General features: G+C 50.1%; 26 protein-coding genes and 1 tRNA gene. 10 read left to right on the plus strand and 17 right to left on the minus strand.

The window, feature by feature from the left end; translation table 11 throughout:
* Window positions 1–14 precede the first annotated feature (14 nt).
* The 3 genes from ACFFJP_RS12365 to folB all read right to left on the minus strand — a co-directional run bounded on the left by ACFFJP_RS12365 (window position 15) and on the right by folB (window position 2,183).
* Complete coding sequence (locus tag ACFFJP_RS12365) at window positions 15–1,130, minus strand: efflux RND transporter periplasmic adaptor subunit (protein ID WP_377244289.1); 1,116 nt, start codon at window positions 1,128–1,130, stop codon at window positions 15–17.
* Window positions 1,131–1,347: 217 nt separating this feature from the next.
* Window positions 1,348–1,830: a 2-amino-4-hydroxy-6-hydroxymethyldihydropteridine diphosphokinase gene (gene folK, locus ACFFJP_RS12370; protein WP_377244292.1), complete on the minus strand. Its 483-nt coding sequence runs from the start codon at window positions 1,828–1,830 to the stop codon at window positions 1,348–1,350.
* Window positions 1,830–2,183: a dihydroneopterin aldolase gene (gene folB / locus ACFFJP_RS12375; RefSeq protein ID WP_377244295.1), complete on the minus strand. Its 354-nt coding sequence runs from the start codon at window positions 2,181–2,183 to the stop codon at window positions 1,830–1,832. Before folB ends, folK begins: the two co-directional genes overlap by 1 nt.
* 151 nt (window positions 2,184–2,334) lie before the next feature.
* Between folB and plsY the strand changes: the two genes are divergently transcribed.
* Window positions 2,335–2,940, plus strand: coding sequence for a glycerol-3-phosphate 1-O-acyltransferase PlsY (gene plsY, locus ACFFJP_RS12380; RefSeq protein ID WP_208931935.1), 606 nt, complete (start codon window positions 2,335–2,337; stop codon window positions 2,938–2,940).
* Window positions 2,941–3,026: 86 nt separating this feature from the next.
* Here plsY and tsaD read toward each other — a convergent pair whose 3' ends face one another.
* Window positions 3,027–4,040, minus strand: coding sequence for a tRNA (adenosine(37)-N6)-threonylcarbamoyltransferase complex transferase subunit TsaD (gene tsaD, locus ACFFJP_RS12385; protein ID WP_377244298.1), 1,014 nt, complete (start codon window positions 4,038–4,040; stop codon window positions 3,027–3,029).
* 183 nt (window positions 4,041–4,223) lie between these two features.
* On the opposite strand from tsaD, the gene rpsU reads away from it, so the two are divergent.
* From rpsU to ACFFJP_RS12410, 5 genes are all read left to right on the plus strand, one after another.
* The gene (gene rpsU, locus ACFFJP_RS12390; protein ID WP_008899776.1) at window positions 4,224–4,439 is read left to right on the plus strand and encodes a 30S ribosomal protein S21; all 216 of its coding nucleotides are present in this window, start codon (window positions 4,224–4,226) and stop codon (window positions 4,437–4,439) included.
* Between the two features lie 18 nt (window positions 4,440–4,457).
* Window positions 4,458–4,901 carry a GatB/YqeY domain-containing protein gene (locus tag ACFFJP_RS12395; RefSeq protein ID WP_377244301.1) on the plus strand — a complete coding sequence of 148 codons (444 nt, stop codon included), beginning with the start codon at window positions 4,458–4,460 and terminating at the stop codon, window positions 4,899–4,901.
* A 110-nt stretch (window positions 4,902–5,011) separates the two neighbouring features.
* A complete protein-coding gene (gene dnaG, locus ACFFJP_RS12400; protein WP_377244304.1) occupies window positions 5,012–6,730 on the plus strand; it encodes a DNA primase in 1,719 nt (572 codons plus the stop codon).
* A gap of 103 nt (window positions 6,731–6,833) precedes the next feature.
* Window positions 6,834–8,687, plus strand: a complete 1,854-nt coding sequence (rpoD, locus tag ACFFJP_RS12405) for an RNA polymerase sigma factor RpoD (RefSeq protein WP_377244307.1) — start codon at window positions 6,834–6,836, stop codon at window positions 8,685–8,687.
* 165 nt (window positions 8,688–8,852) lie between these two features.
* A tRNA-Ile gene (locus ACFFJP_RS12410) sits at window positions 8,853–8,929 on the plus strand.
* 16 nt (window positions 8,930–8,945) lie between these two features.
* Here ACFFJP_RS12410 and ACFFJP_RS12415 read toward each other — a convergent pair.
* Together ACFFJP_RS12415 and ACFFJP_RS12420 are read right to left on the minus strand one after the other, a co-directional pair.
* Complete coding sequence (locus tag ACFFJP_RS12415) at window positions 8,946–9,125, minus strand: YbdD/YjiX family protein (RefSeq protein WP_377244311.1); 180 nt, start codon at window positions 9,123–9,125, stop codon at window positions 8,946–8,948.
* 4 nt (window positions 9,126–9,129) lie between these two features.
* Window positions 9,130–11,223 (minus strand): carbon starvation CstA family protein, encoded by a 2,094-nt coding sequence (locus ACFFJP_RS12420; RefSeq protein ID WP_377244314.1) that lies wholly within the window; start codon window positions 11,221–11,223, stop codon window positions 9,130–9,132.
* Window positions 11,224–11,458: 235 nt separating this feature from the next.
* Between ACFFJP_RS12420 and bdpA the strand changes: the two genes are divergently transcribed.
* Window positions 11,459–12,943, plus strand: coding sequence for a BAR domain-like protein A BdpA (gene bdpA, locus ACFFJP_RS12425; RefSeq protein WP_377244317.1), 1,485 nt, complete (start codon window positions 11,459–11,461; stop codon window positions 12,941–12,943).
* 65 nt (window positions 12,944–13,008) lie between these two features.
* Here bdpA and trpS read toward each other — a convergent pair whose 3' ends face one another.
* Window positions 13,009–14,022 (minus strand): tryptophan--tRNA ligase, encoded by a 1,014-nt coding sequence (trpS, locus tag ACFFJP_RS12430; protein WP_377244320.1) that lies wholly within the window; start codon window positions 14,020–14,022, stop codon window positions 13,009–13,011.
* A gap of 128 nt (window positions 14,023–14,150) precedes the next feature.
* Window positions 14,151–14,828: a ribulose-phosphate 3-epimerase gene (gene rpe / locus ACFFJP_RS12435; protein WP_377244323.1), complete on the minus strand. Its 678-nt coding sequence runs from the start codon at window positions 14,826–14,828 to the stop codon at window positions 14,151–14,153.
* A 274-nt stretch (window positions 14,829–15,102) separates the two neighbouring features.
* Between rpe and ACFFJP_RS12440 the strand changes: the two genes are divergently transcribed.
* The 3 genes from ACFFJP_RS12440 to ACFFJP_RS12450 all read left to right on the plus strand — a co-directional run bounded on the left by ACFFJP_RS12440 (window position 15,103) and on the right by ACFFJP_RS12450 (window position 16,462).
* Window positions 15,103–15,822, plus strand: a complete 720-nt coding sequence (locus tag ACFFJP_RS12440) for a TorF family putative porin (protein WP_377244326.1) — start codon at window positions 15,103–15,105, stop codon at window positions 15,820–15,822.
* A gap of 148 nt (window positions 15,823–15,970) precedes the next feature.
* A complete protein-coding gene (locus ACFFJP_RS12445) occupies window positions 15,971–16,252 on the plus strand; it encodes a hypothetical protein (protein WP_377244329.1) in 282 nt (93 codons plus the stop codon).
* 15 nt (window positions 16,253–16,267) lie between these two features.
* A complete protein-coding gene (locus tag ACFFJP_RS12450; protein WP_377244332.1) occupies window positions 16,268–16,462 on the plus strand; it encodes a DUF2970 domain-containing protein in 195 nt (64 codons plus the stop codon).
* Window positions 16,463–16,475: 13 nt separating this feature from the next.
* Here the strand turns inward: ACFFJP_RS12450 and ACFFJP_RS12455 are convergent, their stop codons facing one another.
* The 9 genes from ACFFJP_RS12455 to ACFFJP_RS12495 all read right to left on the minus strand — a co-directional run bounded on the left by ACFFJP_RS12455 (window position 16,476) and on the right by ACFFJP_RS12495 (window position 25,557).
* A complete protein-coding gene (locus ACFFJP_RS12455; RefSeq protein ID WP_446686829.1) occupies window positions 16,476–17,312 on the minus strand; it encodes a Dam family site-specific DNA-(adenine-N6)-methyltransferase in 837 nt (278 codons plus the stop codon).
* 12 nt (window positions 17,313–17,324) lie between these two features.
* Window positions 17,325–18,926 carry an SPOR domain-containing protein gene (locus ACFFJP_RS12460; RefSeq protein ID WP_377244335.1) on the minus strand — a complete coding sequence of 534 codons (1,602 nt, stop codon included), beginning with the start codon at window positions 18,924–18,926 and terminating at the stop codon, window positions 17,325–17,327.
* Window positions 18,919–20,007, minus strand: a complete 1,089-nt coding sequence (aroB, locus tag ACFFJP_RS12465; RefSeq protein ID WP_377244338.1) for a 3-dehydroquinate synthase — start codon at window positions 20,005–20,007, stop codon at window positions 18,919–18,921. Before aroB ends, ACFFJP_RS12460 begins: the two co-directional genes overlap by 8 nt.
* A 19-nt stretch (window positions 20,008–20,026) precedes the next feature.
* Window positions 20,027–20,545, minus strand: coding sequence for a shikimate kinase AroK (gene aroK / locus ACFFJP_RS12470; protein WP_208931950.1), 519 nt, complete (start codon window positions 20,543–20,545; stop codon window positions 20,027–20,029).
* Window positions 20,546–20,698: 153 nt separating this feature from the next.
* Entirely contained in the window at window positions 20,699–22,744 is a 2,046-nt protein-coding gene (locus ACFFJP_RS12475; protein WP_377244341.1) for a type IV pilus secretin PilQ, read from the minus strand.
* A gap of 14 nt (window positions 22,745–22,758) precedes the next feature.
* Window positions 22,759–23,307, minus strand: a complete 549-nt coding sequence (locus tag ACFFJP_RS12480; protein WP_377244344.1) for a pilus assembly protein PilP — start codon at window positions 23,305–23,307, stop codon at window positions 22,759–22,761.
* On the minus strand, window positions 23,304–23,894 hold the full coding sequence (locus ACFFJP_RS12485) for a type IV pilus inner membrane component PilO (protein WP_377244347.1): 591 nt from the start codon (window positions 23,892–23,894) through the stop codon (window positions 23,304–23,306). Before ACFFJP_RS12485 ends, ACFFJP_RS12480 begins: the two co-directional genes overlap by 4 nt.
* The gene (locus ACFFJP_RS12490) at window positions 23,891–24,490 is read right to left on the minus strand and encodes a PilN domain-containing protein (protein WP_377244350.1); all 600 of its coding nucleotides are present in this window, start codon (window positions 24,488–24,490) and stop codon (window positions 23,891–23,893) included. Before ACFFJP_RS12490 ends, ACFFJP_RS12485 begins: the two co-directional genes overlap by 4 nt.
* A complete protein-coding gene (locus ACFFJP_RS12495; RefSeq protein WP_377244353.1) occupies window positions 24,478–25,557 on the minus strand; it encodes a pilus assembly protein PilM in 1,080 nt (359 codons plus the stop codon). The genes ACFFJP_RS12490 and ACFFJP_RS12495 overlap by 13 nt, the downstream gene beginning before the upstream one ends.
* Window positions 25,558–25,660: the final 103 nt, after the last annotated feature.

Below are 25,660 nucleotides of genomic sequence, written 5' to 3' on the forward strand. Positions count from 1 at the left end.
CTGCCTGTGGCGCCTTAACTGTCAGTGGGCGTTGGATTGGCTTTGAATTCCGGTGTCGGTTTTGTGCCAATCACCACAGCCTGGTTATTGAATAACTTGAAAGCACCGGCACTGACGACTTTTTCGCCTGCCTTTAAGCCCTTAGTGACTTCGATGAAGTCTCCCAACGCTTTGCCTGTCTGGATAAACTGCTGACGGGCGACCAATTTGCCGTCTTTTTCATCGACGACAAACAGCGTATCGCCATAAGGTGCATAGATAATGGCTGCAGCAGGGACCGCGAGCACTGAATGCGGGTCGCTTAAAGTAACGGTGGTCGTGACTGCCATCCCCGGCACCAAAGCTTTGCTGCCGTTATCCAGTGAGGACTGAACCGTCACATTGCGGGTTTCCGGGTGAATTTCTGTGCCTATCGCAGTCACCAGACCTTTTACAACCAGGTTATCTCTGCCACCAGTGGAGACTTCAACCGGCAGACCGGTGTTCATCTGGCTGAGCCAGTCTTGGGGCACCGGAAAGTTTACGCGGACCCGGTTTGTCGCCTGCAAAGACACAATCGCAGTGCCGACTTGCAGATCGGTACCAAGGTCGACCTGACGAATACCCACCCGGCCATCAAAAGGCGCGCGGATTAATTTCTTCTGAAGTGTTGCATTGAGGTCATCAACATCACCCTGTGCCGATTCAACTTGTTGTAACGCGGTATCAAGCTCGCTCTGGCTGGCAAGTTTATTGGATTTCAGTTCGCGGATCCGCTGGTAACTGGTTTTCGCCAGTTTTAACCGGGCCTGTGCAGCATTGAGCTGAGCGGCTTCGTTAATTGACTCTTGTTCAATCAGAACGTCACCGGCTTTAACCTCGGCACCGGATTGAAAGGTGATCCGCTTGACTTTACCCGGTACCTGGGCGGAAATCATAATGCCCTCGTCCGCTTCAACGGTGCCAATCGCTGTGTAGGTATTAGGCCATTGTTGCTCTGCGGCAACAAAGACAGAGACGGTTTCAGGCGGTTGCACCTGGCCACCACCGGCAGCCATCACACTGAACTGGTCCATTTTCACGGCAACAATAGTACCGACCAACACAGCTGTGATCACGAGAGACATCAACACAGGTTTCAGGATTTTCATATTAAGAGCCAAGGTTGCATTTTAAGGGGGAAGTGTCAGGCGATTTCAGAACTCCTTGCGAAATCACCGAAAAACACCTGTATAAAATAACACGGTTTTTTAGTTGCAACGAGATTGCCTCGCACAAAAAGTCAGCAGAGAAATGTAAAAAGCTGTGAATGACGGGTACAAATGTTAACTTATAGCACGCTTGCGGCCGACGCTTTTTCCAGCTGGTTCAGAACTGAAACGGGATCACCCAAAGTTTTTGCGGGGTGTGATAATCATGCCAAAGCTGTTGATATGACTGGTGTAATACCGGATGTAATGTATCGGGTGCAATCTCAGCAAGCGGCTGCAGGACAAAGGCATTATATAAAATTTCTGCTCTTGGCAACTCCACCGGCTCCGAACAAATCAATTGATCGTAACTGAGTAAATCGAGATCCAGACTGCGACCACAATACTTAATACCGTCACGCACTCTGCCATAATTGTCTTCCGTGTGTTTGCACAACGCGATCACTTCGGACAACGCGAGTTCGGTATCCGCTCCAATCACCATGTTGTAAAAAGCATCGCCGACAAAACCCACTGCTTCGCTTTCATACACCGACGATAACTGCAGCGGTCCAAGCAACTGAGCTAGGTCACGCACCGCGCCACGCAAATTCAGTTCACGATTGATGTTGGTACCAATGCTGATGTAGATCCGCGCCATCAGTGGCGGCTCCGCACGATGCGAACGCCAACTGTTGTAGCAGCTGCCACAGCACCGGGTTTATCGACCTGCACCATCACCTGCGTGGTGACGAAATCAGCCAGCAGCATAGCGGCAATGCGCTCTGCCAGTGTTTCAATTAATTCAACCGGGCCGGACTGTACCAACGCAGTCACCCGCTCGCAAACAACGGCATAGTCTAATGTTTGCCTGATATCGTCAGCGTTCGCGGCAGCACGAATATCAGTACACAGCTCCAGATCAAAAAACAGACGCTGTTGAATAGTTTTTTCCCACGCGTACACCCCAATTACAGTGTCGACAGCCAGTTGTTTAATAAAAACGATATCCATCAGAATGTTCCGCTGTTATAAGAAGTCTGGAGAAACACAGGCTGGTCGGATAGGCAAACGGACGAAAAGTCTATAATCTGACCGTCATGCTACGTGCCCGACCTTTGTGGCGCGATCTTAACGCAAAATCAATAACTGAGGAACTTCATTGATGACCCCGCTGATTGGCGGGATGATGCTGTTAGCCTATTTATGTGGCTCGGTATCATCTGCGGTAATAGTAAGTAAACTGTTCCGTTTACCTGATCCAAGACTTCATGGCTCTGGTAACCCTGGCGCGACCAATGTGCTGCGTCTTGGTGGCACGCTACCGGCAGTGCTCGTTTTGGTGTTTGATGTGCTCAAAGGAACCATTCCGGTCTGGGGGTCCTATTTCCTGAAAATCGATGCATTTTATCTCGGAATGATCGCTATCTGTGCCTGTCTTGGTCACATCTACCCGCTATTTTTCGGTTTTCAGGGCGGTAAAGCCGTCGCAACAGCTTTTGGTACCATGATGCCGATTGGCCTCGACCTCGCGGGTCTGCTTATTGCAACCTGGATTATTTTGATTGGTGCGACCGGTTATTCGTCGTTTGCTGCCATAGTGACTGTCGGCCTGGCGCCAATATTCACCTGGTTTATCAAACCGTTATATACAATTCCGGTGTTAATGCTGAGTATTCTGATCATTTTCCGCCACCGGCAGAATTTGCTTCGTCTGTGGCACGGTACCGAAACAAAAGTGTGGGATAAAACCAAACGCCCGAAAGAATAGAAGTCGGGATCAAACTCGCGCTACTTTCCTGAAGTGAAATAAAAAATGCCTGAAAAATCAGGCATTTTTTATTGTCGTGAAACGTTCTAAACCGGCGGCAGCTGCTGCATTGGCCAGCGAGGTGTAACACCAATCGACAAATCCTGCGCCTGACCTGCCCGTAATCTCTGCCAGCCGGCATAAGCGATCATCGCGCCATTGTCGGTACAAAATTCTTTACCGGGATAAAACACCTGCCCTTTTAATGATTTCATCAGGTCAGCAAGCTGCATGCGCAGCGATTCATTCGCACTGACACCACCAGCCACCACCAAAGATTTTAACCCCGTTTCTTTCAGCGCACGGCGACATTTGAGTACCAACGTATCAACAACAGCCTGTTGAAACGAGGCCGCAATATCGGCTTGAACCTGAGGTGTTTTACCTTCAGCAGCAATCACATTCGCAGCGGCAGTTTTCAGACCGCTAAAACTAAAATCAAGACCAGGCCTGTCTGTCATCGGTCGCGGAAATGCATATTTTTTCGCATCGCCGCTTGCGGCCAGTTTGGCCAGCAATGGCCCTCCTGGATATTCCAGCCCCATCAGCTTGGCCGTTTTATCAAAAGCTTCGCCGGCCGCGTCGTCAATAGACTCCCCTAACAACTGGTAACGACCAATGCCATCGACCCGTACCAGCTGGGTATGCCCGCCTGACACTAACAAGGCCAGAAATGGAAACTGCGGCGCATGCTGTTCCAGCATCGGCGCCAACAAATGACCTTCCATGTGATGTACTGCCAATGCCGGTTTATCCCACGCAAAGGCCAGACTACGGCCTATTGCCGCACCAACCAACAAAGCCCCTGCCAGTCCAGGGCCTGCGGTGTAAGCGACACCGTCAATCGACTCGGCAGTACAACCGGCTTCAGTTAAAGCCTGTTTGATTAATGGCAGAGTTTTTCTGATATGATCGCGGCTTGCCAGTTCGGGGACCACGCCGCCATAATCGGCATGCAATGCGATCTGGCTGTAAACGATATGGCTCATCAGGCCTTGTTCTGTGTCAAAGATCGCAATTCCGGTCTCATCACAGGATGTTTCGATACCTAAAACCCGCATGAATATCCTCTGGCAACAGGCCCAAAGCCGCGGATTGTAACGGTTTTGACCGATCAGCACCAGTCACTTGCCAAATCGCTTTACTTTATCGCCGCTCTTTGAGTAAAATGCCGCACCATTTTTAAACGTATTGGTTAGCCGCTGACCGGGTCGCGGTATCCTAACAACCGAGGTGAGATTTTAATGCCTGTAGTGAAAGTGAAAGAGAACGAACCGTTTGACGTAGCATTACGTCGTTTCAAACGCTCTTGCGAAAAAGCCGGTGTTCTGGCTGACGTTCGCTCTAAAGAGTTCTTTGAGAAACCAACTTGGGTTCGTAAGCGTAAAAAAGCAGCTGCTGTGAAACGTCACATGAAAAAGCTGTCACGCGAAAACGCTCGTCGTATCAAGCTGTACTAATAGCTGTTACTGCTGACGATGGCTCTGCTCGAGCAACTTCAGGAAGCGCAGAAAGACGCCATGCGGGCTAAAGACAAATTACGTCTTGGCACTATCCGCATGGCACTGGCCGAGATAAAACAACGCCAGATCGATGCGCAAATCCAACCAGACGATCCGAACGTTCTTGCGGTTTTGACTAAAATGGTCAAACAACGTAAAGAGTCGGCATCGCAATATTTAGCTGCCAGCAGACAAGACCTTGCTGACACCGAGCTAGCTGAAATCACAGTAATAGAGCAGTTTCTACCGCAAGCCTTAACTGCTGCCGAATTAGATGAACTGCTACAGCAGGCCATCAGCGCAACAGGCGCTTCCGGTATGCAGGACATGGCGAAAGTGATGGCGTGGTTAAAACCTCAGGCACAGGGCCGTACTGACATGGGCGCACTAAGCGGCCTTGTTAAATCTCGGTTGAGCTAAAGCGCGACCGCCTCAGGACCGTCACCACATTCAGCTGTAAAACTGCAACACCGTGCCTCAGTGCACGGTTTGTTTTTTTCTGGCATCAGCATTCAGCAGGAAGGAAAAAGGTGGCAGGACAAATCCCCAGACCCTTTATTGACGACCTGTTAGCGCGCACCGATATCGTTGAATTGATAGACCAACGCGTGCCGTTAAAAAAAGCCGGCAAAAACTATGCGGCTTGCTGTCCGTTCCACAGCGAAAAATCTCCTTCTTTTACTGTCAGTGCAGACAAGCAGTTTTATCACTGTTTTGGTTGTGGTGCGCACGGTAATGCCATCAGCTTTATGATGGCGTTCGAGCAGCTCGAGTTTGTTGAAGCCATAGAAGAACTGGCCAAAATGCATCACCTGGAGGTACCAAGGGAAGGCGGACAAAAGCCTTACCTGCAGGCCAGTGCGGATGATTACAGTCAGATGGAAAAAGCCGCAAAAATATATCAGCAGCAGCTGGAACAGAATGAAAACGCTCAGGCTTATGTCGCAAAACGCGGTCTGGCTGAGCAGACAATTCGAAAATACGGTATTGGCTATGCGCCGGATAGCTGGGATTTACTGCTCAAACAATTGGCCACCACCCGTCAGGGCCGTGATCAATTGTTTGAGTTGAAACTGACCAATCGCAATGATAATGGTCGGGAGTACGATTTTTTCCGTGACCGGCTGATGTTCCCGATCCGCGATAAACGCGGCAGAGTGATCGGTTTTGGTGGTCGTGTATTAGGCGACGGTACCCCTAAGTATCTAAATTCTCCCGAAACCCGTTTGTTTCATAAAGGCCGTGAATTGTATGGTCTGTACGAAGCTCGCCAGCAACAGGAACGTTTGGCGATGCTGCTGGTCGTAGAAGGTTATATGGACGTTGTAGCCTTGTCGCAGTTCGGTATTGAATTCGCTGTCGCTTGCCTCGGCACGGCGACAACCGGTGACCACATGCAAACCATGTTTCGATATACGCCGACTGTTGTCTGTTGTTACGACGGCGATCGCGCTGGTCGTGATGCCGCTTGGCGTGCATTACAAAGCGCGCTTCCCTACCTGAAAGATGGTGTGGAACTGAAATTTGTGTTTCTGCCGGATGGCGAAGATCCGGATACGTTGGTGCGAAAAGAAGGCAAGGAGTCGTTTGTCACGCGGCTGCAGCACGCGCTACCACTGAGCAATTATCTGTTTGAGCACTTGCTGGCCGACATCGATGTCAGCAGCGATGCCGGGAAATCTGCTTTGTGGAATCGAGCCAACGAAATGATTTTGCAGATCCCAAGTGAGTTTTACCGGGAGACGTTGTTAGACCGGTTGGCAAATTTAGTTGGCAGACCACGCTCCAATCAAAGTCAGCCGAAAACAACTAAAACCAGTCCGGCGGTGTCAACAGCCACTAAAATTACACCAATGCGCCGTGCTATCGCATTGTTGTTGCAGCATCCGGCGCTCGCGACTGTGATGCCGGAGGCGCCTGAACTGGCGCAGGCTAATTTACCTGGGATTGAGATTTTACTGACGCTACAACAAAAATTATTACAGCAGCCGGGCCTGACCACAGCGCAATTGCTGGAACACTGGCGCGGCGCCGTAGAGTACAACATTCTGAGCAAGCTGGCGTTATGGGAACACCAGGTGGCAGAAGAACAACTGACTGCAGATTTTCTTGATACCTTCAGAGCACTTGAAGATCAGTATCTGCAACAACGGCTGGAAGCCTTACAACGCAAGGATCAACTGACCAAACTCAGTCTGGCCGAACGTCAGGAATATGCCATGTTGTTAAAGGCATTTAAGACGAAATAACCGTGAAGCAGTGGGCGTTTGCTGGCTAGAAAAGCCGCGCTTTGTTATAATCCCGCATTCGCATTTTTGAAAACTAACTATATCGGGTGGAAGAGCAGCCTCTATGGAGCAAAATCCTCAGTCGCAATTAAAGCTTCTTATCTTAAAAGGTAAGGAACAAGGTTATTTAACTTTTGCTGAAGTAAACGATCACCTTCCACAAGATATCATCGACTCTGACCAGATCGAAGATATTATTCGCATGATCAATGACATGGGCATCCAGGTCTGCGAAACAGCTCCAGATGCTGACGATTTGATTATGTCAGATGCAGCACCGGATGAAGACGCTGCGGAAGAAGCCGCGCAAGCGCTGGTCAGTGTGGACAAAGAATTGGGCCGCACGACGGATCCGGTTCGGATGTACATGCGCGAAATGGGTACGGTAGAACTGTTGACCCGCGAAGGCGAAATTGACATCGCTAAACGCATCGAAGACGGCATCAATCAGGTGCAAACGTCGGTCGCAGAATACCCGGAAGCCATTACCTACCTGCTGGAACAGTGGGACAAATTTGAAGCCGAAGAAATCCGCTTAAGCGACATCGTCACTGCGTTCGTCGATCCGAATGAAGTGGACGATTTGCCGCCGACTGCGACGCATATCGGCTCTGATGTGCCGGAAGAAGAGCTGGCCGACGAAGATGCAGATATCACCGCCGACGACGAAGAAAGCGAAGACGGTGAATCCGATGAAGCTGATACAGGTCCGGATCCGGAGCTGGCACGCGAAAAATTCGGTGAATTACGGGTCCAATATGATATTACCCGTAAATCTATTATCGAAAACGGACGCGAGCACGCACAGACCAAAGCCGAAATCGAGAAGCTCTCTGAAGTTTTCCGCTGCTTCCGCTTAGTGCCGAAGCAATTTGACCGCTTGGTCAAAAACATGCGCGAAATGATGGATCGCGTTCGTGTTCAGGAACGTATCGTCATGAAGCATTGCGTTGAATACGCAAAAATGCCGAAGAAGAACTTCCTGAAATCCTTCACTGGCAACGAAAACAGCAGTGCCTGGATCGACGCCGAAATCGCCGCGAATAAACCATATTCAGCCAAGTTGGCAGATATGCGCGAAGAGCTGGTCCGTTCAACCGACAAGCTGCGCAAGATCGAAGAAGAAACCGGTCTGTCGATTTTCAAAATCAAAGACATCAACCGTCGCATGTCGATTGGCGAAGCGAAAGCCCGCCGAGCGAAAAAAGAGATGGTTGAAGCCAACTTACGTCTGGTCATTTCGATTGCGAAAAAATACACCAACCGTGGTCTGCAATTCCTTGATTTAATTCAGGAAGGCAACATCGGTCTGATGAAAGCGGTCGACAAGTTCGAATATCGCCGTGGTTATAAGTTTTCAACTTATGCGACCTGGTGGATCCGTCAGGCTATTACCCGTTCCATCGCAGACCAGGCCCGGACCATCCGGATCCCGGTCCACATGATCGAAACCATCAACAAACTGAACCGGATCTCCCGTCAGATGTTACAGGAAATGGGTCGTGAGCCATCACCGGAAGAACTGTCTGAACGCATGGGCATGCCGGAAGATAAGATCCGCAAAGTGCTGAAAATCGCCAAAGAGCCAATTTCGATGGAAACACCGATTGGCGACGATGAAGATTCGCATCTGGGTGATTTTATTGAGGATAATTCCTCAGAGTCACCACTGGATTCGGCCACGATGGAAAGCTTGAAAGCCGCCACTAATGAAGTTCTGGCTGGCCTGACGGCTCGTGAAGCAAAAGTATTGCGGATGCGTTTTGGTATCGACATGAATACCGACCATACGCTGGAAGAAGTAGGTAAACAATTTGACGTTACGCGCGAGCGGATCCGGCAGATTGAAGCCAAAGCGCTGCGCAAGTTGCGTCACCCTTCCCGTTCTGAAGTACTGAAAAGCTTCCTGGACGAATAGATCAGCGACAATCATAGTCAGCAAAAACAGGCGCCTACCGGCGCCTGTTTTTTTTGGCTGAAATTTAGGCAATCAACTGAAGTCGCTGACATTTCTCCGGTGACAAGGCAACAAAAAATCCATATACTGCCATCGCTTCACCAACCAGACCCATGTCTGCACGCTGGCCCCATAGCTCAGTTGGTTAGAGCACTCGACTCATAATCGATTGGTCCCTGGTTCAAGTCCAGGTGGGGCCACCATTTATCAAATTGTATTTCAACAGCAGCGCTTGACGCCATTCCATTTACGTTCCTGTTCACGCTGAAAAAAACTTTTGCGATCCAATGGCACTTCATCTGGATGAACCAGCACATGATGGCGCAGATAACGCTCGTAGGCATCATCGCCAGACAACTGCCGTAGCAATGCCCAGCTTTTTTTTAAAAATGCTTTCATCCGATTACTCCTGAGCAGACTGAAGATGCTGGCGAGCCACGTACGGCGTCTCGGACGACGGCAAAATACTGAGACCACAGTGGCGCCGCCAGGCCATCCGGAGCATATCGCCGACCACTAAATACAGCAGCACCACAAACAACATCGCCAGCCAGGCATCGAGCTGCTGATTAAAAATCAATTGTGGTGCCACAGCCGCCTTATCAGCCGCCAATAAGCCCGCATCCAGTTTGTGTTGTAAGTCACTCGCTGCGGCAAAAAAGCCGACCCGCGGATCTGTGCTGCTGATTTTTTCAAAGACCGCCGTGGTCGTCAGGATCAATAACCACAGTAACGGCAGCGCCGTGACCCACAGATACTTAACACGACCGGTCTTGATCAATATGGAAGTCGCAACCGTCAGTGCGATAGCAGCAAGCAACTGGTTGGAAATACCAAACAAAGGCCAGAGGATATTGACGCCGCCATTGGGGTCGATCACACCGATGTAGAGAAAATATCCCCAGCCGGCGACCACGATCGTCGAGGTCAGTACCACCGAAGGATACCAGCTGGTTTGACCCAATTTGGGCGAGAAGTTACCTAGCATATCCTGCAGCATAAAACGTCCCACCCGGGTACCGGCATCCAATGTGGTCAGAATAAACACTGCTTCAAACATAATGGCGAAGTGGTACCACATCGCCAGTAAATGCTCACCAAAGGCAGAGGCAAAAATACTGGCCATCCCGACCGCCAGTGACGGCGCACCACCGGTGCGGGCAAATAAGGTCGCCTCGCCCATAGTCGCTGCCAGTTGATTCATTTGTTCCACAGTGACCGGGAAACCCCAACTGGTGATTGTCGCAACCGCAGCTTCCGGTGTGGCGCCAACAATGCCGGCCGGGCTGTTAATGGCAAAATAGACACCAGGGTCCAGTACACATGCGGCAATCAGCGCCATGATGGCGACGAAGGACTCTAAGGCCATACCGCCATACCCAATCATCCGGATATCGCGTTCATTTTCCAGCAGTTTTGGTGTGGTCCCGCTCGAGATCAGCGAATGAAAGCCGGAAATAGCGCCGCAGGCGATGGTAATAAACACAAAAGGAAACAGGCTGCCGGCAAAGATAGGGCCGGTGCCATCGATAAACTGCGTCAGCGCTGGCATCTTAATTTCCGGCTGCAGAATGACAATAGCCACTGCCAGCAAAATCACCGTGCCGAGCTTCATAAAGGTCGACAGATAATCCCGCGGTGCCAGTAACAGCCACACCGGCAAAATCGCTGCGAGTAAGCCATAACCAATGACGGCAAACGCCAGTGGCAGGCCCGGATGATTAAACCATTCGCGTAAGCCAGCTTGTTGGTCGACCCAACCCCCTGCCCCAACCGACAACAGCAACAACACCACGCCTAATAACGAGCCTTCCAGCACTCGGCCTGGCCGCAAATAGCGCATATAGAGGCCGATAAAGACCGCAATGGGAATGGTGGCCGCCACCGTTGATGTCGCCCAGGGCGAATGCTTCATCGCGTTGACAACCACCAACCCCAGGACCGCAATCAGGATGATCATGATTAAAAATGTCGCCAGGAGCGCAGCAAAACCGCCGATGGGCCCTAATTCATCACGGGCCATCTGGCCTAAACTACGGCCATCCCGGCGCATCGAGCAAAACAGGATCACCATATCCTGCACGCAGCCCGCCAGCACACTGCCAACCAGAATCCACAGTGTTCCCGGTAAATAACCAAACTGCGCAGCTAATGTCGGTCCAATCAGTGGGCCTGGGCCTGCAATAGCTGCAAAGTGGTGACCAAACACCACCCAGCGATTGGTCGGCACATAATCACGACCGTCGGCAAGGCGCACTGCCGGTGTGGCGCGGGTTTCATCCAGCATCAGTACCCGTGCGGCAATCCAGGCGCTGTAAAAACGATAACCAATCAGGTAGGTACAAATCGCCGCAACAATAAACCAGATCGCATTGATCGATTCGCCACGGTTCAATGCGATACCGCCCGCCGCAGCTGCACCTGTGATGGCGATGCCAAGCCAGAGCAAGCGCTGCGACCAGCCTTGCGGTACTATCGGAGTGGTCGGTGTGTTCATGAAAATCCCCGTCTGAAAGTTTTTGTTTTTGTTTATTTTTTAACGTTCTGTTCTATCGGGTTCGCCCGCGGATGTCAACGCAACCACCAGAGGTCGGCGCAGCATTGACGACTTTGTTGTGCTGGCCAAAACCCTCATGCGCCAACCGGTTCTGGCTGCTTTGATTCAGCTTTGGTACAGTCTGCAACTGGCAGCCTGCAGGTTGGCGCCACTCTATGGCCTGATTGAGGACAATATGCGTGTACTTCCCCTGTTCCTAAGTTCTTTAGCATTCGCAGGTAATGTGCTGGCGCAGCCAGTGTTTAAAGCCGACTTTGAAGGCAGCAGTAGCTGGAACATCTTAAGTGGTTGTCAGCTGCAGCATGAACTGGCCCGCAGTGGTCAACAGGCACTATTTTGCAGCCGCGGCCCAGCCAGTCTGGTAACACCAGCATTGGTGACCGAGCCTGGCATGCTGGAGTTCTGGGTCAAACCGGAAAATGCCTATACCAGCTATCGCATCAATATCTTAAGTTCAGCCTCTTTAAAAGCAGATGCGCCCTGGCAACAAATTGGTTTGATTGAAATGTCGGCCAGCAGCGCCGATTATCTGGCGCACCGGATCTCGATTGACGACCCGGGCCGGAAATTTATCCGGTTGGATATAGAAAGCAGCAATGGCGGCATTGCGCTGGATGACGTCAGTATCGAACGCATTGGTCTGGACGTGGCGCTGCAGAAAAACGAACAGCGCATTGTCAGCGGTATTTTAGACCGTCTGAAGCAGAATAAGAACCCGGAGCTTCAGGCGGAACAGTTCAAAAGTTTGGGCCAGAACTACGCAGCACAACTGGAAACGCAGCGGCAATATCTTGAGTATGCCAACGCAATCTATGCAAGCATCACACTGGTTCTCGCCAGCTCTGAACGCAACAAAATGTCGAATCCAATGGCTTATGCCTCGTTTCGCAGCATCATCAGTGATACAAAACGCGTGTCATCGCCGCTACAACAGGCGAGGCTGACATCGATGGTAAAACCCTTTGGTGATCTGGCAACTGCCACGCTCAACGTGGTCAGTGGCGGCACTTACTCCGCGTTTGCCGAGCCATTTAAATCCTTTCTGGCAGCGACTTTTGATAAATCCAATTACGAAAACGCCGATTTAAACCGCAAAGACCGCAAATTCGCCGAGCAAAACGGTCTGAAGATTTACGAAAATGCTGAGCGTTTTCTCAACGAATTGGAAAAAGAGTTGCAGCAGGTCAATGCGCTTGATAACGAACTAGGCAATATGCAAAAGCTGGTGGAAAGCTATCGCAAAGATTTAGACAAACAACTACGCAGTTATATTCAGCATGCCGGCCTTGCGCGGACGCAGGAAAACTTCGGCCGGGTCATGAGCAAAGAAGAGAGTATTCGTGGCAGTATCAGCAGCGAAATTGCAGGCAATATCGGCAATCATGCGCAACAATTGCATGATCGCGAACAGAACACCGAACTGGTGCAGTATCTGCTGAAAACATCCGAACAATTAGAAAGTGTGCAGGAATACAAAGAGCGGTTTAATCAGGTCACCGCAGCAGCACTCACTTTTTACGATCGTTTTGAACGTTCCATCGCTCCGGAGCAAAATCCGTTCACCGACAGCGCCGACAAAACGGCCTGGGAAAATCACGCCAAGAAAGCACGGGCTTACATTAAAGAATCGAAAGAAGCTTTCAGTAAAGCCTACCTGTAACAAGTACAGTGCGGCAAAAACAAAAGCCCCGCAAGCGGGGCTTTTTGCTATGACGATTTCACGAATTAAGGCAGGACAAAACCAACTGCTTCATTCACCTTGGCTAAAGTTGCTGCCGCACGACGACGCGCCTCCGCAGCCCCTGCCTGCATCACTTGCTGTAAAGTGCTGTGGTCATTACGCAGTTCGTGGAAACGCTGTTGCACCGGTTCCAGCAGTGCAATGACCGCATCCGCGACATCACCTTTCAGGTGGCCATACATTTTGCCTTCGTATTCATTGACCAGTGCATCCACTGATTTGTTGGTGACGCCCGATAAGATACTGAGCAGGTTAGCCACACCCGGTTTGTTGTCGATATCAAAATACACACGTGGCGGATCTTCAGAATCCGTCATCGCCTTTTTGAACTTCTTGCTGATCATCTTTGGATCTTCCAGCAAGCCAACGAAATTCCACGGATTTTCGTCTGATTTTGACATCTTCTTGGTTGGTTCCTGCAGGCTCATGACCCGTGCTGCAACTGGCGGGATATACGGCTCAGGCACAGTGAAAATATCGCCGTGCAAAGCGTTAAACCGCATCGCAACGTCGCGGGCCAGTTCCAGGTGTTGTTTCTGGTCATGACCGACCGGGACCTGATTGGCCTGGTAAAGCAGAATGTCAGCAGCCATTAACACCGGATAGGTGAAAAGGCCTGCATTGACGTTGTTATTATGGCGTTCTGATTTGTCTTTAAACTGCGTCATCCGGCTCAGTTCACCGAATTGGGTGTAGCAGTTCAGTACCCACGCCAGCTGGCTGTGCTCAGGTACATGCGACTGCATAAATACAGCAGAACGTTTCGGATCAATCCCGCATGCCAGATACAGAGCCAAAGAGTCGAGCGAAGCGCTGCGCAGTGCGGCTGGCTCCTGACGGACCGTTATAGCGTGTAAATCAACAATGCAATACAGACAATCATAGTCATCCTGCATCCGATCCCATTGACGCAAGGCGCCGAGATAATTACCGATAGTCAACTGACCGGACGGCTGCGCGCCGGATAAAACGATAGGTTTGGCCGTATTCTTCTGCATGAACGCTGGGATCCTGTCTGCATACTGCATCATCTGCTTGGCAGTATTGTCAAAAAATTGCGCCGATTATAACCGGTTCGGCCAGCTTTGCCACGCCCGTTGCAAGGCTGGTCCATGTGAGCTTCTGCTCAAGCTGGACGGGTTTTGGCTAACTCCGTGCGCATCGCCGTGATCACCTGTTGGTAATCCGGCTGGCTGAAAATAGCCGAACCCGCGACAAACATATCCGCACCGGCAGCGGCAATGGCTGCAATGTTGTCGACTTTAACACCACCATCGACTTCCAGCCGGATGGGTCTACCACTCTGGTCGATAAGTTGACGCGCCTGACGCAATTTATCCAGCGTCGCCGGGATAAAGCTTTGGCCACCGAAGCCCGGATTTACCGACATCAGTAAAATCACATCCACCTTGTCCAACACATAATCGAGATAACTCAACGGCGTCGCCGGATTAAACACTAAACCAGCCTGACAACCTTCATCTTTGATCAGCTGCAAAGTGCGGTCGACGTGGCGCGACGCTTCCGGATGGAAGGTAATGATCGAAGCACCCGCTTTGGCGAATTGCGGCACCAGGCTATCCACCGGTTCCACCATCAGATGCACATCAATCGGCGCCGTGACGCCATAGTTGCGCAGTGCCTGGCACAGCATCGGGCCGAAGGTCAGATTCGGCACATAGTGGTTATCCATCACATCAAAATGCACGACATCGGCGCCTGCAGCCAGCACGCGGGCTACATCATCACCGAGGCGGGCTAAATCCGCCGACAAAATAGAAGGGGCTATCCAAAACGGTAACATTCGTCTCTCCCAGCTTGCAAAGTCGTCACTGTAGCCGATTTCATAGCGCCGCGCAGCCGCTTTACCGATGATGCATCCAACGAAGCGCCCAAAAAACAGGCAACTCTGCACCACTATCGCGCATTTACCGCTGGTTGATTCAGCGATAAAAGTCTATCTTATTGAAATAAAACATCTTTCATTGATGGCACAGAACTGGAATTACCTTTGGCGACCATTACAGATAAGGGCAAAGCAAATGAAAACAATGGCAACTAAAACAACAAGTTCGTTGATGCAGGGAAAAAAACTGGGCGCTATCGCATTATTGGTCGCCAGCTGTTTTGGCGGTGCTGCACAAGCCGCCACACTGACCGGTAACGTGGGTTATGTGTCTGACTATCTGTTCCGTGGTATTTCACAGACGAATGAAGGCATGGCCTTGCAAGGCGGTATGACGCTGACTGGCGAGTCTGGATTTTACCTGTCCACCTGGGCCTCTAATATTAAATTCGGCAATGGCTCCATGGAGCTGGACATTCTGGCCGGTTGGACCGGAAAAATTAACGAAGACTGGACCATTGACGTCGGTGCAATGCAATACCGCTATCCAAACGGCGACAATGAAACCGACCAGTTTAACTTCAACGAATTCTATACTAAGTTTATTTACAAAGACTTAGTCCTTGGTTTCGCCTACTCAGATGACTATTTTGCGTCTGGCGTTAATGAGTACTACTACCTGTCAGCAGACTACACCTACGTGTTGCATGACAGTTTAAGTTTGCTGTTGCACCTCGGCCACAACCAATTTGCCGACAACGCTGAGTACAATACCTTTGTTGCCGCCGGCCCATTGCGCGGTGATGCGTATCTGGACTGGAGTGTTGGTTTAGGTACTTCGGTATTGGGTTCCGCCGTGCAGTTGAAATTTGCGTCAACGAATATCGAAGGCAGTGCGGGCTGCGATCTGTGTGATGGCCGCTTAGTACTGAGTTTGAGCAAGACTTTCTGACAACAGAAAGATACGACATCATAAAAAATTAAAAAAACAGCCTTTGTCCACGACCCGAACCGGCAGCCGCAAGGCCGCCGGTTTTTTTCTTGCCACAGCCAAGGGGCTGGCGTAAAATCCACCAGTTATTATTTGCATGGACGTTCTGATGAAAACAAAAACTCTGCTGAAATCTGCGTTGCTGCTGCTGCCATTGACAGTCGCTATCGCGATTTCTCAAGGTCCGGAACAGCAGAATGCTATGGCCAGCTGCCAACAACAGCTTGTGGTGGCGGAGTCGGGAATTGAAACCCTGCAACTTCAATGTGACGGCACCCAACAACAAAGCTGGTTAGGCTGGGCGCAAGGTCATAGCCGCTCTACCCAATTCCACTTTATTGATTTGTTGGAATTACTGAACCGGCTACATACCCACCAAGATAGTGAATAACGGCCTCTTCTGCTGATGACAGGCACTAAGCCCGGACTCAGACAAATCCTCAAAGCTGTGTTCGGCGCTTTTATCGGTGTGCAATCTGAACAACAACGCCAACAAGACTTTCAGACCCAAGATCCTCTGCCCTATATTATTGCCGGCGTGATTGTCACATTATGCTTTGTACTGGGTTTAATGCTGATCGTGCGTTGGGTACTCAGCTGAACCTAGCGTCGGCTTACTTCTGTCGGTAAATAGCAAACAATTCAGCGACTTTTCCGCGACTGCTACCCTTCTGACTAATAGAGCGTCCAACCTGGATTGAATCCAGTTCAGCGCCGGCATAGATCTTCCGGGTCAACGGCGTATCGTGATTACTAATCACCACAGTATGACCGGCCGCTTGTGCCGCTTCTGCCAGATTGGCAAGCTCCGCCTGATCATCAAAAGTAAAACTGTTTTTTGCGTAAGAGGTAAAGCTCGCCGTTTTCGACAACGGCACATAAGGTGGATCACAATAAATCACTGTCGGCGGCGCTGGCAGCCGGGCAAATAATTCCGGATAACTCAGACAGGTAAACTCGGCTTTTTGCGCTTTTTCGGCAAAACGCCACATCTCTGCAGCCGGGAAATACGGTTTTTTATACTTGCCAAAAGGTACATTAAACAGACCGGACTGGTTGTAGCGGCATAAGCCGTTAAAACAATGCCGGTTCAGATACAAAAACAATAAAGAGCGTTCAAGTAAATCTTCGCTCTGATTAAACTGCTGACGGAGTTCAAGGAAGCGTTCTTTGTTATTGTTCTGCTGAGTAAAAAACTGCTGTGCTGCGCCAATCAGCATATCTGGCTGACTTTGCAATAACCGGTACAATCCGATCAAATCTGCATTAATGTCATTCAGAACATAAGCAGGATAATCGGTATTGAGAAATACTGAACCGGCTCCGACAAAAGGCTCAACCAGTAAATCGCCAACCGGCAAGTGCTGACGGATCGCCTCGGCCAGATTGTACTTACCGCCTGCCCATTTCAGGAAAGCACGTTGTTTGGCTATTTTTACGGCTTTAGTCAACGCAGCTGCCCATTAGTTAGTACTGATTTCACTATGGATATCACTGATCGGCTTGGCGAACCCTTGCTGTAAAGGCACCGGTAGTTGCGCCGTCTGTTGTTTAGCGACAATCGCGCTAGAGAAAGGCGCCATCACTACAACCAGCTGTCGTTTACCGTCTTTTTTCCGCTCATAGGTATAAGTTTGTAGATTGCTGTACGACTGACGGAAACTCTGCAGCGCTGTATCATTGGAAAACACCACCAATTGCAGTGCGTATTGGGTGCCCGGCAATGACAACAGATCAGATTCGCTATAGCGGTATGCACCGCCAGACTTCGTCTGAGTATCGATTGGTGCCTGATTCAACTCTGCCGACGCTTCTGCCGCTAAATCTTCTACTGGCTCAGTAACTGCTGTCGTCGTGGCTGGCGCTCGCTGCGTCGTAATATTACCTGATTCTGCCGCCATTTCAGACTCGACTGTGGCTTCTTCCGGCAACGAAGTCGCAGGGCGTGTTGTACTGGCTACAGTGCCGACTTCAGCGCTGATCTCAGCGGCTAAATCCTGTTGCGGCGTCTCAGCCACCACCGGTTGTGTCGTTTCTACAACTGCAGTGTCTGTTGTACTGGTCGCTTGCTGCGTAGCCGGCGTTAATGACGCATCTTCAGCAGCTGCGGAAGATTCTTTATTAGCGCCAGTAAGATCCGGAGCGCTTTGTTCGGTGAAATCTACCGGCTTCTCGAGACCTTTCGCCTGCGCGGTACCACGTTCAGCTTTTTCCAGTTGGTTGACCAATTGTTCAACTACGGCTTTCTCGGCCGGCGGCGGCGGTGGCGCCTCTTTGACTTGAGTCACAGTGCCAGCGACTTCCTGCTCTTCTGGCAGATAAGTCAGTGTACCGATGCCATCCCCTTGTTGCAGCTGACGTTCAGTCCAGAACCAGAACACAACGACACCAACAATCACGGCCATCCCGATGGTAAAAACCCATAGAGGTCCGGCAACGGATGCTGTTTGAACAGTAGTCTTTTGCTGCTTAGGTGTCTTTGCCGCCAGTTGCGGATTTAATAAGACGTGTAAATTACCTTGGGACTGCGCCAGGCGTTCCGCAATGGTCAATGTACTGAAAGCGCTGTCTTGTAGCAAAACTCCGGCGTCTTCCATTGTGATCGGCGCCAGCGGTAAATTGAGTTCAGCGTGTGCATCAGCTTGTTCTGCGGTTGCGATCACGAGGCATGGGATTTCAGCCAGCTCAGTCCACAATTGTTCAGGCAAATACTCCGACTGGTCTAGGATCAGTGCCAACGGTTGGCGACTCTCACGGTCGCCAATCAAACTGAGCAGAGTCTTATCGGTGACCACACCGTGACCAAACCACTGCTCTAGTAAATGCTGACGAATTTTACCGGCGCTGAGTTCAGGTTCGACTGTCAGCAATGCCAGATTGAATTCGTCGGATAATAGATCTGCGACCGCTAAGGCCAGTGTGGATTTACCGGAGCCTGGCCCACCAATCAGATAAATCAGCTGATAAGGATTAAACTCGAGTTGAAAAACCAACCGTTCCAGCCATTGGCGCTGTGACGGCAACAAGCCTTGCTGTGTCGCCAGTTTTTGATGTAAATCAGCCATATGCGGCGCCAAATACCTGAATAAGTTCTTGTTCTGTCACGTCATCGACGATAATCGCACGTCCGCATTGTTGCAACAAGATAAAGCGCATTTGTCCGGCTTTGACCTTTTTATCGGTCTTCATATAGGGCATAAAATGCTGAATTGTCATACCAGACGGCGGCGTTACCGGTAACTGTACTGCTAACAATAAACTGCGGATCGCATCCACATCAGCAATGTCAATCCAGCCGCGCGCCGCTGACAGTTGCGCAGCCATCAGCATACCAACCGCGACGGCTTCACCGTGCAACCAGCTGCCATAACCCAACCAGGCTTCAATCGCATGCCCAAAGGTGTGGCCGAGATTAAGCAGGGCACGCTCACCCTGTTCAGTTTCATCCCGACTGACGATGTCGGCTTTCATCTGACAACAATGGCGGATCATCTGGCTAATGACTGGTTCTTGTTTCGCCTGGAGCTGCGTCTGATGGCTAATCAGCCACTGCACAAACGCAGCATCACCAAGCAGACCATATTTAATGACTTCGGCCATACCAGCGGCGAACTCACGCGGCGGCAGGCTTTGCAGCATATTGGTATCGATCAGCACAGCCTGAGGCTGCTTAAAAGCCCCAATCATATTTTTGCCCAGCGGATGGTTTACGGCGGTTTTACCACCCACGGACGAATCAACCTGGGATAACAAGGTGGTTGGAATTTGTACAAAGTCGACACCCCGCTGATAACAGGCCGCGACAAAACCGGTCAGATCGCCAATCACACCGCCGCCCAAGGCAACCAATAAGCCATCACGTGGGAATTTTTGTTCCAGTAAAAAAGAATTGACCTGTTCAAACGACTGCAGGGTTTTATAAGCCTCGCCATCAGGCAGCAGGTACTCGCTGATTTCCGCAGTGCCAAACAGTGCCCGCACCTTATCCAGATACAACGCTGCAACTACAGGATTGGAAATAATGACGACTTTTTTGTATCCCCAGATCGGGGTGAGTTCGGGTTGCTCAGCGGCGCTTTGACAAAGCGCCGGAGCAATCAGGATGGGATAACTGCGCAGACCAAGTTGAACCGCAACTTTTTCCATCTACAGCTCCCTTCTGAAATTAAAAACCCAGTTGTTCGACGATTTGGTTAGCAACAGCGCGGGCGCTTTGCTCGTCGGTACGGATGGTAAAATCTGCGATCTCTTCATACAGTGGATTGCGTTCTGCCGCCAGACGCTCCAGCACATGTTGTGGTGCTTCTTCGGTCTGTAACAGCGGACGACGCTTATCACGTTGTGTGCGGGCTACCTGTTTCTCAATCGGAGTTTCCAGATAAACCACAATGCCGCGTGCTGACAGACGGTTACGGGTCTCGCGACTCAGTACCGATCCACCACCAGTTGCCAGCACAATGCCCTGCATACCTGTTAAGTCTTCAATGACGTTTTCTTCGCGCACCCTGAAACCTTCCTCACCTTCCAGATCAAAGACCCAGGCAATGTCGGCGCCGGTACGGCGTTCAATTTCCTGATCCGAATCATAGAATTCGAGGTGCAGCATTTCTGCTAAGTGACGGCCAATGGTACTTTTTCCTGCGCCCATTGGGCCAACGAGGAAGATATTGCGTTTCTCTGCCATATGTCGTAATGCTAATTCAGCTAACTCAAGAGGGTTGATGTCAGGACCAAAAAGCTCCCGTGAAAATTTTAAGCGCTGAATTATGGCAGTATTGACGCGGGCTTCGCAAGCAAAAGTTCAAAAGGGACAACCGTTCGGTTGTCCCTTCTGCAATTAGCGGGTCTCGTTGATGATTTTTGGTGTAACAAAAATCAGTAATTCTTTTTTCTCGGTTTTGTCCAGCGAGCGACGGAACAAAGCGCCAGCGTATGGAATATCGCCTAACACCGGGATTTTAGAAACCGTATTGGTAGTTTGTTGCTGATAGATACCACCCAACACTATCGTTTCGCCATTATCTACCAGTACTTGAGTCGTGATGCGCTGGGTATCAATGGCGACGGCGTTACCGGTTGGCGTCTGCACGACCTTACCTTCAGTATCCTGGGTCACCGTCAAGTCGAGGATTATTTTATTGTCTGGCGTGACCTGTGGCGTAACCTCGAGACTTAACACGGCCTTCTTAAATTCCACTGTCGTTGCACCGCTTGATGCAGCCTGTACATATGGAATCTCCACACCCTGCTCAATCCGGGCTTTTTTCTGATTCGCCGTAGAGATCCGCGGAGAAGCGACAATTTCAGCTTTGTTTTCCACTTCAAGCGCTGACAGTTCAAGGTCAATTAATGTACCGTCTCCGAGCTTAGAAATATGGAAACCGATTTTACCCGCGCCTTCGGTATTGACTGGTAAATTAACGTTGTAGCGGCTATCCAGCGAGGGAATAGTACCATTCGCCAGCGACTGCGCCGCTGCGGCAGTACCCGACACCGCTTTAGTGAGCTGTTGATCACTGAAGCCCCAACGGATCCCTAACTCCTCCGCAACACTGTCTTTGACTGTGACCATGCGCGATTCAATCAGCACTTGCTTGACCGGCACATCCAGCCGTTCAACCAACCGGCGCACGTTCTCAATCGCTTTGGCCGTGTCTTTCAGCAAGATGGTATTGGTACGTTCGTCAACCGACACATTGCCACGCGCCGACAATAACGAGCTGTCTTTACCGTCCAGCAATTTGGCGAGATCTGCGGCTTTGGCATAGTTAACGGTAATAAACTCAGAATACAGAGCTTCTAATTCTTCGACTTTTTGCCGTGCCTGTAACTCTTTGGCTTCACGTTCGGCCAGTTCATCGGTCGGCGCCACCATCAGAATGTTGCCATCCATCCGTTTATCCAGACCACGCACTTTCAGCACAATATCCAGCGCCTGATCCCATGGCGTACCGTCAAGACGCAGCGTGACGTTGCCACTGACCGAATCGCTGGTTACCAGGTTAAAGCCGTTGTAGTCGGCGATAATCTGCAGCACTGTCCGTACCGGAATATCCTGAAAATTCAGGGATATGGCTTTACCTTTGTAATCTTTGCCGCCTTGCATAAAACCACCGGCCATTGCGTCTTTTTCTACGCTCAGGCTGAAAACATTATCCACTTGCTGATAGGTAAAAGTGAATGCGGCAGTAGGTTCAATTTCCAGACGAGTGATCACCCCATCTTTAAAAGTTTCTATGCCTTTGACGACAGTCCCGAAATCCAATACATCTAACTGATATAACAAATCATCAGCGATATCGGTGTTGTGGAACTCCACGACAATTTTGCCCAGATTCTCCCGCACATCGATGGCTGCTGAGCTGTCTTTCAGGAAAACCAATACCTTGCCTTCACCTTTTTCACCACGGCGAAAATCGATAGCCTGTACTTTGTTGATATAAGCGTTGGCATCCGGCTTCGCACTGCTACTGGCACCATCACTGACTTGCAGGTAAAAAGTGTTGCCTTCCAGTCGGGTTTTATACAGTTTCAGATGTTCTAAAAAAACCGCAGTTTTAATGCCTTTTTGCCAGAACTCTGTCCGCGCATTTTTGACACCGGCTTTGTTGATCGTGACATCGGTGAGTTTTTCTTCAAACTCGGCTTCAGGAAAGGTCAGCTCGATCCGCGAAGGTTCATTAAAAATCTGCACTTCCGGCGCAGCATTTAACGCTTCGTCGAAGACAAACTCAATCTCAGTCTCGCCAGTACTAAGCGGACTATATCTGACGTCATATAACAGCGGAGCTGCTGTCGCGGAGCCAATGCTCAGCAACCAGCAACCTAACGCGATGCGGCACCAGGCTGATCGTTGTTTTTGCATGTGTTTTAGTTGATCCATATGATGCTCACACCTTATTTGCGCGTTGCGGCATTGGGGTCGGCCATTTGCATGGTGGTCGTCCGCTCTTTCCAACATCCGGCGCCGTCCGGGATTAATTCAATTAATTCAATCTGGTTTGCATCAACCTGAATGATCCGGCCATGAAACAATCCAATGTAATTATTTTTACTGACTCTGTGCAAGGTTTTGTCGGCAGCCTCAATCAGCGCCCAGACATTATCACTGTCTCCGAGCGTGCCACGCATTGCCAGATTATCCAACGCAAATTTTTCCAGCGGTTCCTTGCGTCTGGCAGGATCTGGACTCAGACAGTCCTGCGATTGTGAAAATTGTTCCTGCACCGCTTCCGGTCTTGGCGCACTGAATGGGCTACGGGCATTCACTGATTGATAACTGATATGCACAAAAGGCTTGGCTTTTGGTAATGGGGGGATACCTGCCGGGGTGTTCGCTTTGACTGATTCCATAAATTGCTGGATATCAGTCAAAGAATCATTACACCCCTGCAGCAACAACATTATGGCACTGAGTGCCAACAACCGGCCAACAGGACGACTCATGGCGCCTCCTTATACCGGTATGTTTTGGCAACGACGTTAAACACCAGCCGATCGTCTTTATCAGTCGTCACCGAAAAATCGTGTAAAGATACAATGCGCGGTAATTTAGCGACTTCACTGACAAAATTGCCAAACTGGTGATAATCGCCGACGACATCAATCTGGATTGGCAATTCAGTGTAAAAATCTTTTTCTATTTCCGGCATCCAGTTGATGCGGACAAATGTCAGTCCGGTTGAAGTGCCGGCATAAGTGATATCGTCTAGCAAGCCAGGCGTTTCGTGAGTCGCAGGTAATTGTTTCAGCAAATACGAGAAGGTTTGTTCCATCTCAATCATCTGTTGCTTATACAACTCAAGGTTGACTGCCGCTGCGTACTTCGCGCGATAAATTTGCCGCAGTTCCTGCTCACGGGTCTCGGCATTTTGTAGCGTGGTAATTTTTTCATCGACTAGCATGAAATAACTTAAAGTCGCAACCAGGATGCTGAACACGACTATTAACATCGATTTTGCGACCGGCGGCCAAGACCCCACATTCGCCAGATCCAGATTGTTCAGTTCTTCCAGATTAATATTCAGGCTCATTTGGTGCCTCCCGCCGCAGCTGGCTTCGGTTGATTCGAAGCACCATGCACCGTGTCATAACTTTTAACCATCAGGTGCATTTTGAAATCACTGAGTAACTGGGTTTCATCTTTGGCCGCCTCAATAAATTCGAGTAACGGATTAGACAATAACTCTGAAGTTTCAACGGATCGGATCATATTGGACAGTCGGTTATTCGATTCACTTTTACCGACCAACAATAACGACGGGCCTTTCTTTTCCAGATTGGTCAGGTAAACCCCAGCCGGCGTCACTTTGGCAATTTCGTCCATAATCTGCGTGCCGAGGTTTCTGCTGCTTTGCAGCTGGGCAATCAGCTCCATCCGTTTTTGTAGATTTTTTTTCTTTTCGTCGAGTTGTTTGATTTCAGTTATCCGCTGGTCAAGGATCGCAATTTCCCCCTGCAGATAATTGTTGCGACCGTCCTGCCCTTCAATCATCGAGCTGTATACAGCACTTACACCAAACACAAGCAAAAAACTGCTTACGCAGGCCGCGGTTATTGTGGTCATAAACCGGGCTTGTTGCTGTTTCTTTTGCGCGTCGCGCCAGGGCAGTAGGTTTAGATATGCCATGTTGAGAAACTCCGCATCGCCAGACCACAAGCCACCATTAATTGCGGCGCCAGTTGCGTCAGCTGCTGCCGGTCAACTGCGGGGCCAACTTCCATTTGCTGAAACGGGTTTGCCACTATCGTGTGGATCCCAAGTTCTTCGGTCAGTAATTTATCAATGCCTTCAATCAACGCGGTACCACCAGAGATGATCAGATAATCAATACTCTCTCGTCCGGAAGTTGTTAAATACATCTGAATACCACGACGAACCTGCTGCAGGATCATGGTTTGAAACGGCGCCAGCACCTCAAATGTGTAAGTCGGTGGCAAGTCATTGCTGACTTTAGCCTGTTCCGCTTCTTCATAAGTTTTGCCGTAATAGGAAATAATGCTGCGGGTATACTGCTCGCCCCCAAACATTTGATCGCGGGTGTAATGAGTTTTTCCGCCTTCGAGAATACTCATCAGCGTCATCGTGGCGCCAATATCAACGACGGCAATCAATTTCTCATGCGCATCTGGTGGCAGCTGGTGGAAACACAATTCAGCAGCCCGGCTTAAACAGTAGGATTCTACATCAACAACTTTGGTCGCAAAGTTACCAGCGTCCAGTGCGGACACCCGGCTTTGCACGCTTTCAGTTCGCGCGGCACTGAGCAGTACATTTACTTTTGACGGGTCGTTGGGGTTCAGGTCCTGTTTCTCAAAATCCATACTGACTTCGCTGAGCGGATATGGGATCAGGCTGTCGGCTTCAACTTCGATTTGGCTGGCTAACTCATCATCCGACAGGCTGGCATCCATAAAAATCACTTTAGTGATTACAGTAGAACCGGACACTGCCGCTGCAGCAAACTTGATGTTTTTCGGAATTTTTTTGCGGATTTTGGCGATGACAGTGCCCACAGCTTCGATATCCTGGATCTCGCGGTCTGTCATCGACCCTTTAATCATAGGTTCTATTGCCAGGGCTTCTACTTTATAATGCTCGCCGTGTTGGCTCAGCAGAATAGCCTTGACGGTATGAGCGCCAATGTCGACGCCCAGGATGAGTGGATTTTTCGCACGAAACAACCGATTTATCATAGCTTCCTGCAGCCGTCTCAAACTTATGATTATTATGTTTTCGCTGTGGCGTACGTTGTTTTTGCACGAGAAACAACGTGCTTCAACAACTACTAATGAATTT

Origin of the sequence: Rheinheimera tilapiae (assembly GCF_042432165.1) — a bacterium.
GTDB lineage: Bacteria > Pseudomonadota > Gammaproteobacteria > Enterobacterales > Alteromonadaceae > Pararheinheimera > Pararheinheimera tilapiae.